This is a genomic window from Lysinibacillus sp. GW821-FHT14F06 (assembly GCF_058803665.1).
Genome location: NZ_JBXAPF010000010.1, coordinates 69,949 through 86,797 on the forward strand (window position 1 = coordinate 69,949; position 16,849 = coordinate 86,797).

Genomic DNA, 16,849 nt, shown 5'->3' on the forward strand with positions numbered 1-16,849 from the left:
CTCACATTTCTAAATTATTAACCGATTAATTCACGTTTTAAGCGCTCAAGTTTGTTCACAACTGAGCTATCATAAATATGATTACCGATTTGAACACGAATTCCACCAAGAAGTGATGGATCAATTTCGTTTGTAATGTTTAATGATTGTTTACCAACAAGTTTCGCAAATGCTGCAGAAATTTTCGCGCTTTCTTCAGCAGAAAGTTCACGAGTAGTGAATACTGTTGCATCTGCAGTACCTTGTGCTTGTGCAGCTAGCTCAGCGTATTCTTTTGCAATTAGCTTGATTTCATTTACACGTTTTTTCTCAACAAGTAGTTGAATTGTGTGTAAAACTTCTGGCGTTGCACCCGCAAAGATGTCTGCTAGCATTTGTTTTTTACGTTCGATAGAGAACTTAGGAGCATTTAAAAGTGTTAAAAAATCTGGAGATTCTTTTATAACCTTTGTCAGCTCGTTTAAGTCTGCTCCAACTTCAGCAAGAATGTTTTTTTGTTGCGCTAATTCAAATAGCGCTTGAGCATAACGTTTTGCTACAGTTGAATTACTCATTGAGCTTCCCCTGCCTTCGCAATCGTCTCTTCAATTAGAGCACGGTTGTCTGCCTCAGAAATCTCTTTGCTAAGGACTTTAGATGCTGCAAGTACAGATAATGAAACGACTTCATCACGTACAGCTGCAATAGCTTTTTCTTTTTCAGACTCAATTTCACGTAAAGCTGATTCTTTTAAGCGGTTAGCTTCATTGCGTGCTGCAGTAAGAATTTCTTCTTTTTGTAGTTCGCCTTGCTTCTTAGCGCTTTCAACAATCGATTGTGCTTCCGTACGAGCTTCCTTAAGAAGGCTCTTTTGTTCTTCTAAATATTGGTGCGAATCTTTGCGCGCTTTTTCAGCTGCTTCGATTTCACTAGCTACTAATTCTTCACGTTGTTGCATGATGCCCATAAGTGGACCCCAAGCTAACTTTTTCAGTAAAAACATTAATAATAAGAAGATAACCAATGTTGAAATAATGTCACCATTGTTAAATCCTTCACCAGCGCTGGCACCTAGTACAAGATAATCTAAAAACACGATTGTTTCACTCCCTTCAAGAGCTTTGACTTCAACATTATTTAATAACTTGAAAAACTACCTATTTTAAAAAGCTATATTTTCACATAGCTTTTATCTGTTCCAAAATGAAGGGCGAAGTTTCATCTGGAGATTCCTGCTTCGCCACTAGTAAAATTCAGTGTTCAACTGAATTATTTGTTCATTACGATGAATGCTACTACTACTGCGATAATCGGTAGGGCTTCAACTAATGCAACCCCGATGAACATTGTAGTTTGAAGAACGCCACGAGCCTCTGGTTGACGAGCGATACCTTCTACTGTTTTTGATACGATAAGACCGTTACCGATACCTGCACCAAGTGCACCTAAACCGATTGCGATTGCTGCTGCTAATAAACCCATTTGAAAATTTCCTCCTTGGAATTGTTTGTTTTTTTGGTTTAAGCATAAGATTTATGCTTTATATTAATGGTCATCGCTCACTTTATGAGCCATGTAAACCATTGTTAACATTGTGAAGATAAAGGCTTGGATTAAGCCGATGAAAATAGAGAAACCTTGCCATGCCATCATTGGTACAATTGCACCAACAACACCAAGTACTGTTCCAGATGTAGCTAAACCTGCTATTAATGCAAGTAATATCTCACCTGCATAAATGTTACCGTAAAGACGTAGACCAAGAGTAAGCGTATTTGCAAACTCCTCCACAAGCTTTAATGGGAGCATAAATGACATTGGCTTGAAGAATGTACCAACATAATGGCCTGTACCCTTCATTTTAACACCGTAGTAGTGTGATAATACTAAAATCATTGCTGCAAGCGTCATTGTAACTGTTGGGTCAGCCGTTGGTGATTTCCACCATAGCGTGTGGTCATAGATGATTGAGAATGGAAGACCTAGTAAGTTAGATATTGCGATAAACATAATAAGTGTAATACCTAAAATATGGAATCGTCCACCAGTTTTCCAGTCCATGTTGCTTTTGATGATATTCTTTACGAAATCCATAATCCATTCCATAAAGTTTTGCATACCAGTTGGTTTTAGTTTTAAGCTTCTAGTTGAAATAAACGCAATTAAAAATACAATAATTGCTGCAACTAGTAACATCATCACTGTAGATAGATTAAATGTTAATGACATAAATCCTAAATCTAAAGTGTATAACGGAGCTTTGTGATCCATTGTTATTTTTTCACCTCTCTTTCTAATTTAAAGCACATTAGCGGTTCCTTACATGTGATACAATTCTCTCGACAAAGAGAAAAACGTACGGAAGCATTAGCCCTATAACCGTGCTAATTAAGTGAAAATAGTCTGGCAACGAAATGGCTAGAGCGACTGCCGCTACACCTGATCCAAAGCGGAGCATTGTACCAAGTGAGCCTATTTTCTTCCCTTCACTAATGGACCTGTCAAACTTCTCCATACGGCGAACTAAAATCCAAAAATTATACGTACCAAAGAATGCACCGATTGCGATGCCCGCAAAAAACGTCTGATAGGGCGTAAATCCCCAGCCTAATGCACAGAGTGCGAGCAAAAAAAATAACGCTCTCTTCTGCATAGCAAAAATGTGATGCAAATCTAGCATTGGTTGTAATCTCCTGAATCATTTTTTCGAGTAATGAAAACGTTTGCTGACCACCATGTGAAATCAGAAAAGAGCAGTGAAAAACACTACTCACAGCGGAATAGTAACGGGAGAGTCATTTCAATTACAGGTGTAAATTCCCAAAAATGCCTTACACCCCTTACTTATTTCGGTAAAAAACCGAAACGCACAAAACGTTGCAAATCGACAGCTTTTATTTTGAACTGTCAATTTAGTAGAAACTTGATATAACAAGTGTTTCAACGCCAATCAGCGAATAGAAACCCTTATCATTCTTACCCTTTGTAAGCATACAATAGGAGATATTTGAAGTCAATTAGTAAAGGAGAAAAACTTCACAGCCACTATACTCTTGTCAAATTGTTGACAAATTTGTGTATGAAAATTCATAGATTCAAAATGAATTTTCGAAATTATGCAAAAAAAAGCTAATTTACGACATGATTTCGCTCGTAAATTAGCTCACCCATTACACTAGGTACAATAGACTCATTTTTAACACTCTAAAATTGTACATTAATTGCTTTTATACAAAAAATCTAAGAGAGCTTTTACAATTCGCTCAGAGGCATGCCCATCACCGTAAGGATTTGATGCTTTTGCCATGGTTTCATAGGCATTTGTATCTTCTAATAATTCTTTTGCAAGAGAGTAGATTGTTTCTTCTTCTGTTCCTGCTAGTTTTAAAGTACCCGCCGCAATACCTTCTGGACGCTCTGTAGTATCTCTTAGCACAAGGACTGGCTTCCCTAACGAAGGTGCCTCTTCTTGAATACCACCAGAATCAGTAAGTATCATATATGAGTTTGCCGCGAAATTATGGAAATCGAATACTTCAAGTGGCTCAATTAAATGTACACGCTTATGATCCCCTAAAATATCATTGGCAATCTCACGTACAGCTGGGTTCATATGCATCGGATACACAACTTGTACATCTTCATGCTCTGATAAAATTCTCGTAATCGCATGGAACATATGTCGCATTGGTTCACCGAGGTTTTCACGACGATGCGCTGTTAATAAAATCATGCGATCCTTACCGATTTTATCCAATACAGGGTGTGTATACTGTTCACTTACAGTCGTAGCTAAAGCATCAATTGCTGTATTGCCTGTTACAAAAATAGTTTCTGATTTTTTATTTTCATCTAATAGATTTTTCTTCGATACTTCGGTTGGTGCAAAATGAAGATCAGCCATGACACCTGTTAATTGTCGATTCATTTCCTCTGGATAAGGTGAATACTTATTCCAAGTGCGCAGACCAGCTTCCACATGTCCAATTGCAATTTGGTTATAGAACGCTGCTAGACTTGCAACAAAAGTAGTAGTTGTATCACCATGTACTAAAACAATATCTGGCTTAGCCTCTTTCATGACTTGATCCAAACCATGTAATGCATTCGTCGTTACATCAATTAATGTTTGACGATCCTTCATAATATTTAAATCGTAGTCAGGTACGATTTTAAATGTTTCTAAAACTTGATCTAGCATTTGGCGATGTTGAGCTGTTACAGTCACAATCGATTCTATTTGCTCAGGATGTTTTTGTAATTCTAATACAAGTGGAGCCATCTTAATAGCCTCTGGTCTTGTACCGAAAATCGTCATTACTTTCCACTTTTTCGTCAAAACGATTTGCACCGTCCTTTATTTTATTGTATGAAAAGTGGTTTACCCCCGTTGAATTACGTTGATATCGCAAAAACCGAACTCCAAGTGGGAACCACCTAGACATACTATGAAACGTCCTTCAATATTGAAGGACGCTTTCAAATTTTATAAGTTGCAAAAAAAACAGTCATTACCATTGTGAAAAACACAGAATCCTTTTTCAGTGAAACCTACCTTATTTCGTACCGAATAGACGATCTCCCGCATCCCCTAAACCTGGCACAATATAGCCATGGTCATTTAATTTCTCGTCAAGAGCAGCAATGTAAATATCCACATCTGAATGTTCTTCTTGAATTGCTTTTACACCCTCTGGCGCAGCGATTAAACACATAAATTTAATATTTTTCGCTCCGCGTTTTTTCAGTGAGTTAATAGCCTCTACTGCTGAACCGCCAGTTGCAAGCATCGGATCAACAATGATGAAGTCGCGTTCTTCTACATCTGCTGGAAGCTTTGCGTAATATTCAACAGGCTTTAATGTTTCTGGATCACGATAAAGTCCGATATGACCAACTTTTGCCGCTGGAATTAGCTTTAATACACCATCTACCATACCAATTCCTGCACGTAAAATTGGGACAATCGCAAGTTTTTTTCCAGATAAAACTTTTGTTTTCGCTACAGTGACAGGTGTTTCAATTTCGATTTCTTCCACTGGCATATCACGTGTAATTTCAAAGGCCATAAGTGTCGCTACCTCATCAACTAACTCACGAAATTCTTTTGTTCCCGTATTCTTATCACGAATATAAGTTAATTTGTGTTGGATTAGTGGATGATCAAATACATATACTTTGCTCAAAGGGATTCGCTCCTAACCGTTCGGATTTCATTTTTATCTCACCTAGTATAACAGAAAAAAGGAGTCGTCTCAAAAAAAATTTGGGACAACTCCATTTCTAGAATGTTACCTACATATAAGAGCGATTATTCATCTAGTATTTTATCTAATTGCTCAATCGGCATAGGTTTGTAATAAAAATATCCTTGTCCCACAGTACAACCAAGTGCACGTAATATTTCAACCTGCTCCTCGGTTTCAATACCTTCAGCTACCGAAGTCATTCCTAGATTTAAAGCCAATTGTATAATAGAACGGACAATTGCGAGCGTAGCAGCATCATTAATAGCATTGATGAAGCTTCGATCGATTTTTAATTCTGTAAAAGGTAGCCTTTGTAAATAGCTTAGTGATGAAAAACCTGTGCCAAAATCATCTACTGATGTTTTAAACCCGTAGCTCTTCAATTCCTGGATAATGGCAAAGGCTGATTGAAAATCAACCAAGCCGATATTTTCTGTTACCTCTAATATGATATAGTTTGGATCAATATCATATTGCTGAACTAAATTTACAATATCCTGAACAAAGTGAACATAGTAAAAATGATCTGGTGAAATATTTACTGCTACCCTTACTAAATTCTTCCCCAATTTCTTACGTTCGGCTAACCATGAAAGCACCATCTCTAATATTTGAATATCAATTTCTCTCACTTTTCCCGCATTTTCTGCAACAGGAATAAAAACTGCTGGTGACACAAAACCAAGCTTTGGAGAAATCCATCGAGCAAGTGCTTCAATACTTTGAATTTCTCCAGTACGTAAATCAACTTTTGGCTGTAAATTTACAGATATCTCCTTGTTTTTTAACGCCTGTGCCAAATGATTTAACACCGTCATTTGCTGTTCAAGGACATCATTTCTTTCTTGAGTAAAAATCTCCATATGAGTACCAGGTTTATTAGCTGCAAAGGATAATGCATTGTCTGCAAAGCGAATTGCATCTGCTATTTTTATATCATCATTATAAAATGCAATGCCTGTTTTCAATGTAATATAAATTTGTTTTCCACCGACGATAAAAGGCTGACGAATGATTTCTTTAATACGTTTCTCGTAATTCTGAAAAGTAGTTTGGGATGTCACACTTGAAAGAATTAAACTTGTACTTGTGAATCTAGCAATATATTCATAATATTCATCTTTGTCTTCATTTAGACGTTTTGCAATTTGTCTTAACAGTTCATCTCCTGCTTCCCGGCCATATAGCTCAACAATTTGAGGAAATTCACTTGGTTTTAAGATTTTAATATAACCATTTTGACCACGTTCTTTATCCTTCTCTACCTTATTTAAGAAACTGTGTCGATTAGGTAGCCCCGTAGTAATATCCATATAAGCTAAATCCCATATCATTTTCTGTGTCTTTGCATAAGAATACGCCAGCGCCACCAATGAACCAATTTTACCAAACATATTTTCTAAAAACTCTAGGTCACTAGGATGAGGCTTTAAAAATATTGCAAACAACCCTATTGATTGCTGTTGTTGATTTCGTATCGGTACAAACCATCCAGCTGTCTTTTTAGAGGCATTGGCAAAGTTTTTATGTTCTAATGGAATATCAATATCATCCAAATTTGTGGTAAAAATAGATTTCCCCTCTTGTATAACTTGGTCGTAAAGATTTTTGCTTTCACAGCGTTCTGACATCCCTTTTACTTTACTATTACCTGTAAAAACTTGTAATTGATTTGATTCTGCTTTAATTAGCACCATACTTACAATATTCGGCATAAAAAATTCATCTATGCCACTACAAATAATGCTCATCTTTTTATCAAAAGGATTGTCCTTTTCAATTGCTTCATACATAGCTTTTTCCAGGCGCATTAAAAAATCTTCAGTGTGGTAATACGTAACGTCCTTCACAAGTAAAAGTACATATAATGTTTCATTTTTACTATTTTGAAATGGCAGCGCTTGTATTTCAGCCCAAAAAGGGGGTTTGTCCAAGCAATTATGGTGTAATTTTGCTTGGACCATGACCCCGCTATGTATTTTCTGCTTAATCATTTCAATAGATGTCTGCTGTTCCTCATTTGATAGCAATGAAAAGTAATCATTATTTGCAATTTGTGAATGTGTAGTATTTGTCAGCGTACAAAAAGAATCGTTACATTCCAATATTTTATGATTATTTTTCACATCAAAAATTACGTAGCTTTCTTTTGAATTATCACCTAATTTACGAATTGTGCTTAACAATATTTCATTTTGTATGTCCATCGATTTTGTAACCATCCAACCCCTCCCGTCTCTATCACTTCTTCTTTCTTACATTGTACATAAAAATTCAATAAATTGTCACTTTTATAAAAATTTCTTCTTTAATTAGGACAATATCTGTCCTCGACCCACTATACTATATCTTTTTCTAATCAGTTTATGTAAATTAATTCAAAAATAAGAGGATTTTATTTTTATGTTAGAAAAAAAGATACTTCTTACAGTTTTAGACTTATTTTACAAATCAAAAGGGCTATGTTTAAAGTGAACAATTGCACTTTAAACACAACCCCAATCAATAATTATGCGTATAAAGGATGGTTGTCAGTTAGAGCTTTAACGCGAGCTTTTGCCTCAGCTTTCACTGCTTCATCCTCTGGATTTTTTAGAACTGCTGCAATAATTGCGCCAACTTCTTTCATATCTTCCTCTTTGAAACCGCGTGATGTTACAGCTGGTGTACCAATACGGATACCAGAAGTAACAAATGGAGATTCTGTATCGTAAGGAATTGTATTTTTATTTGTTGTAATCCCTACTTCATCAAGTGCATGCTCTGCTACTTTACCTGTTAAGCCAAGAGATTTCACATTAAGAAGTAATAGATGGTTATCTGTACCGCCAGAAACAATTTCAACACCTTCAGCCACTAATACTTCGCCTAATGCTTTGGCATTCGCTTTAAGTTGTTTTGCATATTCTTTAAATTCTGGCTGTAAAGCTTCACCAAATGCCACTGCTTTTGCAGCGATAACGTGCATTAAAGGACCGCCTTGAATACCTGGGAATACAGATTTGTTTAGCTTTTGCTCCCATTCTTTCGAAGCAAGAATTAAACCACCACGTGGACCACGTAATGTTTTATGTGTTGTAGAAGTCACAAAATCAGCGTATGGCACTGGTGATTGATGTTCTCCAGCAGCTACTAAACCAGCGATATGTGCCATATCAACCATAAAATATGCTCCTACTTCGTCTGCGATTTCACGGAACTTAGAAAAATCGATTTCACGTGGATAAGCCGATGCACCTGCAACAATTAATTTTGGTTTATGTTCTAAAGCTTTTTGTCGTACATCTTCATAATCAATTACTTGAGTATCTTTTGTTACACCATATTCTACGAAATTGTATAGAATACCTGAGAAGTTTACAGGAGATCCATGTGTTAAGTGACCGCCATGAGAAAGGTTCATACCTAAAACTGTGTCACCTGGCTCTAAAATTGTGTGGTATACTGCCATGTTTGCTTGTGCACCAGAATGCGGCTGCACGTTTGCATATTCTGCGCCAAAGATTTCTTTTACACGGTCACGTGCAATATCCTCTACCACGTCTACATGTTCACAACCACCATAATAACGTTTACCTGGATAACCCTCAGCATATTTATTTGTTAGAACAGAGCCCTGTGCCTCCATTACAGCTTCAGAAACAAAGTTCTCTGATGCGATTAACTCAATATTTGCTTGTTGACGTTTTTTTTCTGCAAGGATTCCCTCTAAAACTGCTTTGTCTTGTACTGCTAATTTTTCGAATGCCATGTTTGAAAAGCCTCCTAGTATGATCATTATTTATATTTACCACTATAAAAGAGAGGTAATTTTAATTATTTATATACTGCACGTTCTCCGCCAATCAGCTTCGGACGTGTTGTAGCAATTGTTACAACCGCTTCTCCTATCATTCGCACCGATGTACGAACCGGGACAGCTACTGCCTTTAAATGCATGCCAATTAATGTTTGACCTATATCAATTCCTGCGCTAGCCTGCACTGTTTCCACAACAACCGGATTGTCAAATTGTGTATAGGCATAAGCAGACATTGAGCCACCTGCTGTCCGAACGGGAACTACAGATACTGGTTCATAGCCTAAATGGTCCGCGATTGTTGCTTCCATTGTAATGGCGCGATTAATATGTTCACAGCCTTGGAATGCTAGATGTAGCTGATGTTTTTTTGCAAATGCTTGAAGAGGCTCGAATATCGCCTCTGCGATTTCAAGTGCACCCGCTGTGCCAATTTTCTGACCAATCACTTCAGATGTCGAGCAGCCTATGACAAAAATAGTATTTGGTCGTAAGGTTACCTGCTCTTCAAATTCACTGAGCAACTGAGTCAAATGTGTCCGTACCTGTTGTATAACCACTATGCTCAGCTCCTTTATATATCTAATTAGAAACACACACGAACAATTATTTTATAGAAATAGTCATGTGTAATAATTAGCTTTCATTATTGTTCAAGTTCAGTAATTTTTTCAATACGGCGAGCATGACGCCCACCCTCAAATTCTGTTTCAAGCCATGTTCGGACAATTTCACGTGCAAGACCAGGACCTATCACACGTTCTCCCATAGCCAAAATATTTGAATCATTGTGGCAACGTGTTGCCTTTGCGCTAAATACATCATGTACTAAAGCACAACGAATTCCCTTCACTTTATTTGCAGCGATGGACATACCAATACCTGTCCCACAAATTAAAATACCTTTATCAAATTCCCCGCTAACAACACCTTCAGAAACTGGTTTTGCATAATCAGGATAGTCTACTGAATCCGCAGATTGTGGACCAAAATCTTCGTAGCTAATCTTTAGCTCATCTAACAGCTGCATAATCTCACGACGTAAGTTATTGCCTCCGTGATCAGAAGAAATTGCTATTCTCACTGGGTTCCCTCATTTCGAATTTATAGTCAACACTAGTGTACCACTTCTATCTCAAGAATAACATGATTTTTCTTGCATTTTTATGCTGATTTCTCCTAAAAGACGAACAATTCTTGTAAAACACTTTAAAATCATTCACTTTTAAAGTCATTTTCCCGAAGATACATAGAATATGATTCTTTTAAATTCGGATACCAGTCTTTTGTTGTAATATTCCATCATCTGAAGTTTTTTAGCTTTATTATCTACCGTGGACATACTATATTAATATTTTTCATTATGTTGTACGTTCTTTATAAGACTCTAACCGATACTTCGGTTCTTATTTACGCCCCTAACTTCTATCCCATCAATTACTCTCTAGCGTAATTGCATCAGGATTTTTCGGCTCGCTAGAAAAGCTCATCTTCAAAATCCTGACATCTACTAGGGGTTGAATCGAGATAAAAAAATGTAGACAAACCCTAAGGATAATGGAGTTTGTCTACATTTTTTACTATGCTTGTCTATCAAATTGTTGAATCATTTTATGCAGCTCTTCCGATTGCTTCTTTAAGTCCTGCGCTAATTGCTCTACCTGTTCAATAGCGTAAGCTTGCTCTTCTGCTGCCCCGCGTACCTCTTGGGCACCCGCTGACGTTTCTTGTGCAATAGCAGCAACTTCTTGAGATTGACGAGCTGTTGTTTCAATATTGTGCATTTGCTGCTCTATTAATGAAGATATTTCTACAATAGCTGTTGCCATTTCATGTACACTCGAAGACATCCCCTCTACTGCCGTTGTTGTTTCTGACACACGGGCTGCTTCCTTCGTTGCAAAAGCTACTTGTTGATTCATTTGTGTAACAACAATCTCCACGTTTTGTTGCATGGATTGAATTAAACTTGTAATACCTTGTACTGCTTTGGCGCTTTCATCAGCCAAACCACGAACCTCTTCAGCAACAACAGCAAAGCCTTTTCCATGCTCACCAGCACGGGCTGCCTCAATGGAAGCATTTAATGCTAGTAAATTTGTCTGTGCTGCAATATCGCCAACTAAACTAATAATACGCTCCACTTGTCCAGCATTATCCTCTAGTGCACGAATGCTCTCTAATGCTTCATTGTTACCAGTAGAGATTTGTTGAATACTATTAACTAACGTTTCTATGGCCATCGTCGTATTTGTAAGATTATGTAAAATCTCTTTAGTTTGCGTTGCCGATGCTTCAGCTCTTCTATTTACTTCTGTGGCAAGCGCTCGCACGTCTTCAATGGCTTCAGCTGTATCCTGTACTGCTATAGCAGAGGCCTCTGCTCCTGTAGAAATGTGCTTTACTGTAGAGGCAATACCTTCTGCTTTTTTCGTAGCAATAGCTGCCTCATCCGATAATTGAATAATCGATTGATTTGTTTGCTGGAAATTATGGTCTATACTTTCAACCATTTGTCGTAAATTTAATACCATTTGCTGGAATGCCTCTGCAACAGAACGAATCTCATCATTTGTTTTCGGCAATTCTACATCTTGTCCTATTTTTCCTTCTGCTACACGTGAAGCTGATAACTCTAGCTGTTGTAATGGTCTGATTAGGACTCCACATAATACCCAAGCCAAAATACCTGACCATACAATACCTAATAGATAAGTAACAATTTCAAACAGTTTGCGATTAATCTCTGGAAAGAAGGTAGGTTGTAAAAATTCGATGAATATAAAGCTAATGCTGTAGGTGATTAGTGCAAGAATACCAACAAATAGTGCTAGTTTAAGTCGTAAGCCAAACTGTTTTTTCATAGCGACCCTCAATTCTTTTCAAGTTTTTTTACTAATCGTTCTACCAATTCTTTTAATTCTGCAAATGTTGCTTCATATATTACTTTACTCCCACCATAAGGATCTACAACATTTTCCATACTACCTTCAATTATATATTCTTTAAAAGTTAAAACCTTGTGTTCTGTATTTGGGTATTGAGCAATGATTGTATCTTTATGAGCTGTTGTCATTGTTAAAATTAAGTCTGCCCACTCTATTTCAGTAATAGATAGTTGTGTAGCTGAATGTTGATGTTTTATATTCGCTTCATTTAATACTTGCTGCGCATGTGCAGACATTTCTGCATAAGGCATCGCAAAAATACCTGCTGATTGAACCTCAACATTAGCAATTTGTCGATGTTTTAATATAGCCTCTGCCATTGGACTGCGACAAGTATTCCCAGTACAAACAAATAGTATTTTCACACTTATCACCTTCCGTTCTATTTTCTTCTATTGTTGAATAGCTAAAATACTCATTATGATAAAAATAATTCCTGCAATAATTTGAATCTTACTCCCTAATAACACCTGACTTTTATTAGCAATGACTAAAGACCCATAAGAGCAAATAAGGGCACTTACACCTGCACTGACAATAAATATTGTTTCTTCTAAGTTTAGCATACCAAAAGAAACACTTACTGAAAAGGTATCTAGGCTTGCAGTCACAGCTAAAAGTATCGGTGAAATTGTTACTTTTTCATTCTTATGTGAGAACAGAAGTAAATGCACTCCAATCCCAAATAATAAAATACTTGAAATCCATTGTCCCCATTCTAACAGGAAATTTGCTAAATAGCTTCCTAATTCAAAGCCTAGCAATGGGAAAAGCATATGCAAAGCAGCCGTCCACACTGACAAAAAGAGTTTATATCGGATATTTGGAATTAAGACATATAGACCAATTACATCAATAGACGTTAAGATACCTGCAAGTATGACCTGCAAGAAAGCACTCCTTCTTCACTAATATTTTATCATTTTATGCTCGAAAATACAGTATTATCATCATTATTTAATAGATATTTCCTTGTATAAAGAAACGTTTTTATCTAATCTTCTTCATAAAAAATAAGCATGCCAGAATTAATAACTAGCATGCTTATTCATTCTTTTTTAAGGTGTATACCATTTCCCACCAGAAGCCTTTTCTAATCGATTCATAATTGCGGCACCTACCCCTTCAGATGAAGTAGTAGTTGCTAATATAATGGTAGCTGCTGTTTTATCGCATGCTCTTAATGCATGATATAATGCAGCACCCATTTCTTCTTTGCGATGTGCTACCCCGACTGAGAAATAAAAATCTACCTTGATGTTCCTAAAGTTATCAGGGGCAAGCAGTGCAACCTTTTGCCCTTGTGCTTGTAATTGCTGTACAGCATTCTTAACTTTCTCCACTTTACAGTCAATTAATAACACAGGAGCATTCGGAGCATAGTGCGTATACTTCATACCAGGCGCTTTTGGTGTAGATGCTAAGTTTTGCTCATTTTTGGTTGGCTGAATAACAGGACCAATCTCATGCTCTAGCATTTCCTTTGTAATTCCCCCTGGACGTAAAATAACTGGTGGCTCGTGTGTAACATCCAATACTGTAGATTCCAGCCCGATTCCTGTAGAACCACCATCTAAAATATAAGGTATGTACCCACCCAAATCATCTTGGACATGAATTGCTTCCGTAGGACTTGGCTTTCCACTACGATTAGCGCTAGGTGCAGCTAGTGGTTTTTTTAATTGTTGAAGTAATGCGAGCGCAACTGGATGATCTGGCATACGAATGCCCACAGTATCAAGCCCTGCTGTCACACTTTTTGCCAGCATATTTGGCTTTACTTGCATAACTAGTGTCAGTGGCCCAGGCCAAAATAGCTCCATACATAATTTGGCTACTTTTGGAATATGTTCAATATAAAGCTCAACTTCCTCTTTCGTACCGATGTGGACGATTAATGGATTATCTGAAGGGCGGCCTTTTGCTTCAAATATTTTTTTAACTGCCTCGTCATTCGTTGCAACCGCACCCAAGCCATAAACCGTTTCTGTTGGAAAGGCTACTACCTCTCCTGCATTTAAGATATCCACAGCCTGTGTATAATTTATCTGACTATTCACATTACTGTCCACAACCCTGTAAACGGTTTCCATGATTAAAACCTTCCTTCAATTATTCATTTTCTCGTAATTATCCACATATTGTTAATAACTTTATAAAAATTGTGTATAAGTTATCTGAATTTGTGCACAATTCATTCAAAAAAACCCTTTAGCCATTCCCAGATAAAAAATGTAACCTCTTCCTTTTCTTCTTCTAGCTCTTCGTCCTTTTCTGGTTCACAAATTGATGGGAATATGCTACACCACCAGTTATCACCACGCGCATTACCAATCTTTACAACAATAGAATGATACATGTTTTGTGGAGAGAGAACAGCATTCTTTCTCTTAGGTGGAAATAAATTATCCCCAAGCTGAACTTGTGTATCAAGCTGTGGATAATTTTTATTTATTTGCGCTTCAATTTCCCGCTTTAATACCTGTATTTGCTTATTATCCACATTTGTAGCAGCAGATACTTGCATAAAATAAGGCTTTAAATCTTTGACAAGAAGCTCTTTTTCAAGCTGATCCTGTGCCGTATTACTATTTGCAATTACTCTTATACGAAAATCTTGTTCTTGCTGTTGATTCGTATTTTCCTTAGCTAATCCTACTAATGATGGAATATATAAAATACATAGTTGTAAAGCAATGGCTATTACTACTAGTCTAGCAAAAGCTAGTAAGATATTCTGTTTAGGTAATCTAATAATCTTGTATTCATTTAACATAAAAATCCCTCCTTGCTCAACATTGTTGGCAAGAAGGAGATACTTTATACATGTATTTCACAAAAAATCATTCGAGGTCTACCATTAATATCTTTTTCTATCGAAATTGTAGACTGTGGAAAACTATTTTTAAAGAACTTAGCGACTTGCTCTCCCTGTGTATAACCAATCTCTAGTCCGATAAGTGCAGGTTTATTCACAATGGCTGGTAGCTGTTCTGCCAGCTTTCTATATAATATAAGTCCCTCTTCCTCTGCAAAAAGTGCACTATGTGGTTCATGCTCTAGCACAATGCTCGACATCTCCTTTGCTTCATCAACGGCAATATAAGGAGGATTGGATAAAACGACATCAAATCGCTCGCCTTTAAGTGGTTCCGTTAAATCACCCAATCTGAAATCGATTGTAGCTGCTAGACTTTCCGCATTTTTTTGGGCAGTCACAAGTGCCTTCTCAGATAAATCAGTAGCTACAACTGAAAGCTCCGGACATTCGAGCTTCATAGAAATAGCAATCGCTCCACTCCCTGTTCCAATATCAGCTAGCTTTAATGTTTGCTGATTAAATAGTTTGCCTAAGCGATTAATTGTTCCAAGTACTAACTCCTCTGTTTCAGGTCTAGGAATTAACACGGATTCATCCACAATAAATGAGCGACCATAAAATTCCTCACTTCCAACACAATACTGTACAGGGCGACCACTTGCATGCTCTTCAATAAGTTTCTTAAATTTCACTTGTTGTTCTATTGTTAACACATCCTGAAGATGCAGCATTACTTCTGAATAGCTAGTCCCTATAACATGCTGCATTACAATACGTGCTGCCGTTTCCTCACGACCATTATCCACTAAAAAAGAAGAAGCCCATGCAAGGGCCTCCATCACATTTTTATAAATCATCATTTAAACGCTCTAACTTTGATGCTTGCTCCTCTAAAATAAGGGCATCAATAATTTCGTCAATTCTACCTTCAACGATTTGATCTAGCTTTTGAATCGTTAATCCAATACGGTGGTCTGTTACACGGTTTTGTGGATAATTGTAAGTGCGAATACGCTCAGAGCGATCGCCTGAACCTACAGCTGATTTACGTGTGGCATCGATTTCCTTTTGCGCTTCTTGCATATACATATCAGCAACTCGAGCGCGAAGAATCTTCATCGCTTTTTCACGGTTTTTAATCTGAGAACGCTCATCCTGCATTGATACTACAACACCTGTTGGTAAATGGGTCATACGAACGGCAGACATCGTTGTATTAACGGATTGACCACCCGCACCAGAAGATGCGAATGTATCTACACGAATATCTTTTTCATGAATTTCAACGTCTACTTCTTCTACCTCAGGTAAACATGCTACTGTTGCAGTTGATGTATGGATACGGCCCTGCGATTCTGTAGCAGGGACACGTTGAACACGGTGCGCACCATTTTCAAATTTGAATTTGGAATAGGCACCTTGTCCATTGATCATAAAGATCACTTCTTTATAACCGCCCATTGGGTTTGGAGTAGCCTCCATAATATCAATTTTCCAGCCTTGTGTCTCCGCATAGCGAGAATACATACGGAATAAATCTCCCGCAAAAATATTCGCCTCATCCCCACCTGCTGCGCCACGAATTTCCATAATAACGTTTTTATTATCGTTCGGGTCTTTAGGAATTAGTAAGATACGTAAACGTTCTTCAAGGTCTTCCTGCTGTGCTTTTAATAGATTAAATTCCTCTTTCACCATCTCATGCATATCAGGATCTTTTTCGCTATCTAGCATTTCACGTGTATCAGCTAATTGCTCTTTTACATTTTTATATTCTCGATAAGTATCTACAGTTTCCTGGATATCTGATTGCTCTTTGGAATACTCACGTAATTTTTTACTATCATTCACAATATCAGGGTCACTTAAAAGCTCTGTTAGCCTTTCATAACGATCCTCCACTGCCTGCAATCGATCAAACATGGATTTCACCTCTATTTAGTTTTTTAAAAGTTTCTTCTTTTTTCTAAAAGAAACTTAATTCGTTTTAGCGTACTGAACATTCTTTATCTTTAATTCAGCAACAAATCTTTACTGTGGGAAAGCCCAGCGA

Annotated in this window: 18 protein-coding genes; all 18 read right to left on the reverse strand. The window is 37.2% G+C overall.

What is annotated here, in order from left to right; translation table 11 throughout:
- Nucleotides 1-17: 17 nt before the first annotated feature.
- The 18 genes from AC1RNS_RS11390 to prfA all read right to left on the reverse strand — a co-directional run bounded on the left by AC1RNS_RS11390 (nt 18) and on the right by prfA (nt 16,719).
- Entirely contained in the window at nt 18-554 is a 537-nt protein-coding gene (locus tag AC1RNS_RS11390; protein WP_492992705.1) for a F0F1 ATP synthase subunit delta, read from the reverse strand.
- The gene (gene atpF, locus AC1RNS_RS11395; RefSeq protein ID WP_492992706.1) at nt 551-1,075 is read right to left on the reverse strand and encodes a F0F1 ATP synthase subunit B; all 525 of its coding nucleotides are present in this window, start codon (nt 1,073-1,075) and stop codon (nt 551-553) included. Before atpF ends, AC1RNS_RS11390 begins: the two co-directional genes overlap by 4 nt.
- A 173-nt stretch (nt 1,076-1,248) precedes the next feature.
- Nucleotides 1,249-1,461, reverse strand: a complete 213-nt coding sequence (gene atpE, locus AC1RNS_RS11400) for a F0F1 ATP synthase subunit C (RefSeq protein ID WP_010857993.1) — start codon at nt 1,459-1,461, stop codon at nt 1,249-1,251.
- Between the two features lie 63 nt (nt 1,462-1,524).
- Complete coding sequence (gene atpB / locus AC1RNS_RS11405) at nt 1,525-2,250, reverse strand: F0F1 ATP synthase subunit A (RefSeq protein WP_492992708.1); 726 nt, start codon at nt 2,248-2,250, stop codon at nt 1,525-1,527.
- 37 nt (nt 2,251-2,287) lie between these two features.
- Nucleotides 2,288-2,659: an ATP synthase subunit I gene (locus AC1RNS_RS11410; protein WP_492992709.1), complete on the reverse strand. Its 372-nt coding sequence runs from the start codon at nt 2,657-2,659 to the stop codon at nt 2,288-2,290.
- A 537-nt stretch (nt 2,660-3,196) separates the two neighbouring features.
- Nucleotides 3,197-4,318 carry a non-hydrolyzing UDP-N-acetylglucosamine 2-epimerase gene (wecB, locus tag AC1RNS_RS11415; RefSeq protein ID WP_492992710.1) on the reverse strand — a complete coding sequence of 374 codons (1,122 nt, stop codon included), beginning with the start codon at nt 4,316-4,318 and terminating at the stop codon, nt 3,197-3,199.
- Between the two features lie 217 nt (nt 4,319-4,535).
- Nucleotides 4,536-5,165, reverse strand: a complete 630-nt coding sequence (gene upp / locus AC1RNS_RS11420; protein WP_427539924.1) for a uracil phosphoribosyltransferase — start codon at nt 5,163-5,165, stop codon at nt 4,536-4,538.
- A 125-nt stretch (nt 5,166-5,290) separates the two neighbouring features.
- Nucleotides 5,291-7,450, reverse strand: coding sequence for an EAL domain-containing protein (locus tag AC1RNS_RS11425; protein ID WP_492992712.1), 2,160 nt, complete (start codon nt 7,448-7,450; stop codon nt 5,291-5,293).
- A 287-nt stretch (nt 7,451-7,737) separates the two neighbouring features.
- Nucleotides 7,738-8,979 (reverse strand): serine hydroxymethyltransferase, encoded by a 1,242-nt coding sequence (glyA, locus tag AC1RNS_RS11430; protein WP_492992714.1) that lies wholly within the window; start codon nt 8,977-8,979, stop codon nt 7,738-7,740.
- A gap of 65 nt (nt 8,980-9,044) precedes the next feature.
- Entirely contained in the window at nt 9,045-9,587 is a 543-nt protein-coding gene (locus AC1RNS_RS11435; protein ID WP_492992715.1) for a TIGR01440 family protein, read from the reverse strand.
- Nucleotides 9,588-9,673: 86 nt separating this feature from the next.
- A complete protein-coding gene (rpiB, locus tag AC1RNS_RS11440) occupies nt 9,674-10,111 on the reverse strand; it encodes a ribose 5-phosphate isomerase B (RefSeq protein WP_492992717.1) in 438 nt (145 codons plus the stop codon).
- A gap of 496 nt (nt 10,112-10,607) precedes the next feature.
- Complete coding sequence (locus AC1RNS_RS11445; protein WP_492992718.1) at nt 10,608-11,891, reverse strand: methyl-accepting chemotaxis protein; 1,284 nt, start codon at nt 11,889-11,891, stop codon at nt 10,608-10,610.
- A gap of 8 nt (nt 11,892-11,899) precedes the next feature.
- On the reverse strand, nt 11,900-12,340 hold the full coding sequence (locus tag AC1RNS_RS11450) for a low molecular weight protein arginine phosphatase (protein WP_492992720.1): 441 nt from the start codon (nt 12,338-12,340) through the stop codon (nt 11,900-11,902).
- Between the two features lie 27 nt (nt 12,341-12,367).
- Nucleotides 12,368-12,865, reverse strand: coding sequence for a manganese efflux pump MntP (locus AC1RNS_RS11455; protein ID WP_492992721.1), 498 nt, complete (start codon nt 12,863-12,865; stop codon nt 12,368-12,370).
- A 168-nt stretch (nt 12,866-13,033) separates the two neighbouring features.
- A complete protein-coding gene (locus AC1RNS_RS11460; protein ID WP_492992723.1) occupies nt 13,034-14,068 on the reverse strand; it encodes an L-threonylcarbamoyladenylate synthase in 1,035 nt (344 codons plus the stop codon).
- A 101-nt stretch (nt 14,069-14,169) separates the two neighbouring features.
- Complete coding sequence (locus tag AC1RNS_RS11465) at nt 14,170-14,751, reverse strand: stage II sporulation protein R (RefSeq protein WP_492992725.1); 582 nt, start codon at nt 14,749-14,751, stop codon at nt 14,170-14,172.
- A 44-nt stretch (nt 14,752-14,795) separates the two neighbouring features.
- Entirely contained in the window at nt 14,796-15,656 is an 861-nt protein-coding gene (gene prmC, locus AC1RNS_RS11470; RefSeq protein ID WP_492992727.1) for a peptide chain release factor N(5)-glutamine methyltransferase, read from the reverse strand.
- The gene (gene prfA / locus AC1RNS_RS11475) at nt 15,643-16,719 is read right to left on the reverse strand and encodes a peptide chain release factor 1 (protein ID WP_492992729.1); all 1,077 of its coding nucleotides are present in this window, start codon (nt 16,717-16,719) and stop codon (nt 15,643-15,645) included. The genes prmC and prfA overlap by 14 nt, the downstream gene beginning before the upstream one ends.
- Between the last annotated feature and the right edge of the window lie 130 nt (nt 16,720-16,849).

Coding starts and splice junctions, on each gene's coding strand:
- prmC (WP_492992727.1), bottom strand. CDS start 15,656: ATGATGATTTATAAAAATGTGATGGAGGCCCTTGCATGGGCTTCTTCT.
- AC1RNS_RS11460 (WP_492992723.1), bottom strand. CDS start 14,068: ATGGAAACCGTTTACAGGGTTGTGGACAGTAATGTGAATAGTCAGATA.
- AC1RNS_RS11410 (WP_492992709.1), bottom strand. CDS start 2,659: ATGCTAGATTTGCATCACATTTTTGCTATGCAGAAGAGAGCGTTATTT.
- AC1RNS_RS11445 (WP_492992718.1), bottom strand. CDS start 11,891: ATGAAAAAACAGTTTGGCTTACGACTTAAACTAGCACTATTTGTTGGT.
- atpB (WP_492992708.1), bottom strand. CDS start 2,250: ATGGATCACAAAGCTCCGTTATACACTTTAGATTTAGGATTTATGTCA.
- AC1RNS_RS11465 (WP_492992725.1), bottom strand. CDS start 14,751: ATGTTAAATGAATACAAGATTATTAGATTACCTAAACAGAATATCTTA.
- glyA (WP_492992714.1), bottom strand. CDS start 8,979: ATGGCATTCGAAAAATTAGCAGTACAAGACAAAGCAGTTTTAGAGGGA.
- prfA (WP_492992729.1), bottom strand. CDS start 16,719: ATGTTTGATCGATTGCAGGCAGTGGAGGATCGTTATGAAAGGCTAACA.
- AC1RNS_RS11425 (WP_492992712.1), bottom strand. CDS start 7,450: ATGGTTACAAAATCGATGGACATACAAAATGAAATATTGTTAAGCACA.
- atpE (WP_010857993.1), bottom strand. CDS start 1,461: ATGGGTTTATTAGCAGCAGCAATCGCAATCGGTTTAGGTGCACTTGGT.
- AC1RNS_RS11390 (WP_492992705.1), bottom strand. CDS start 554: ATGAGTAATTCAACTGTAGCAAAACGTTATGCTCAAGCGCTATTTGAA.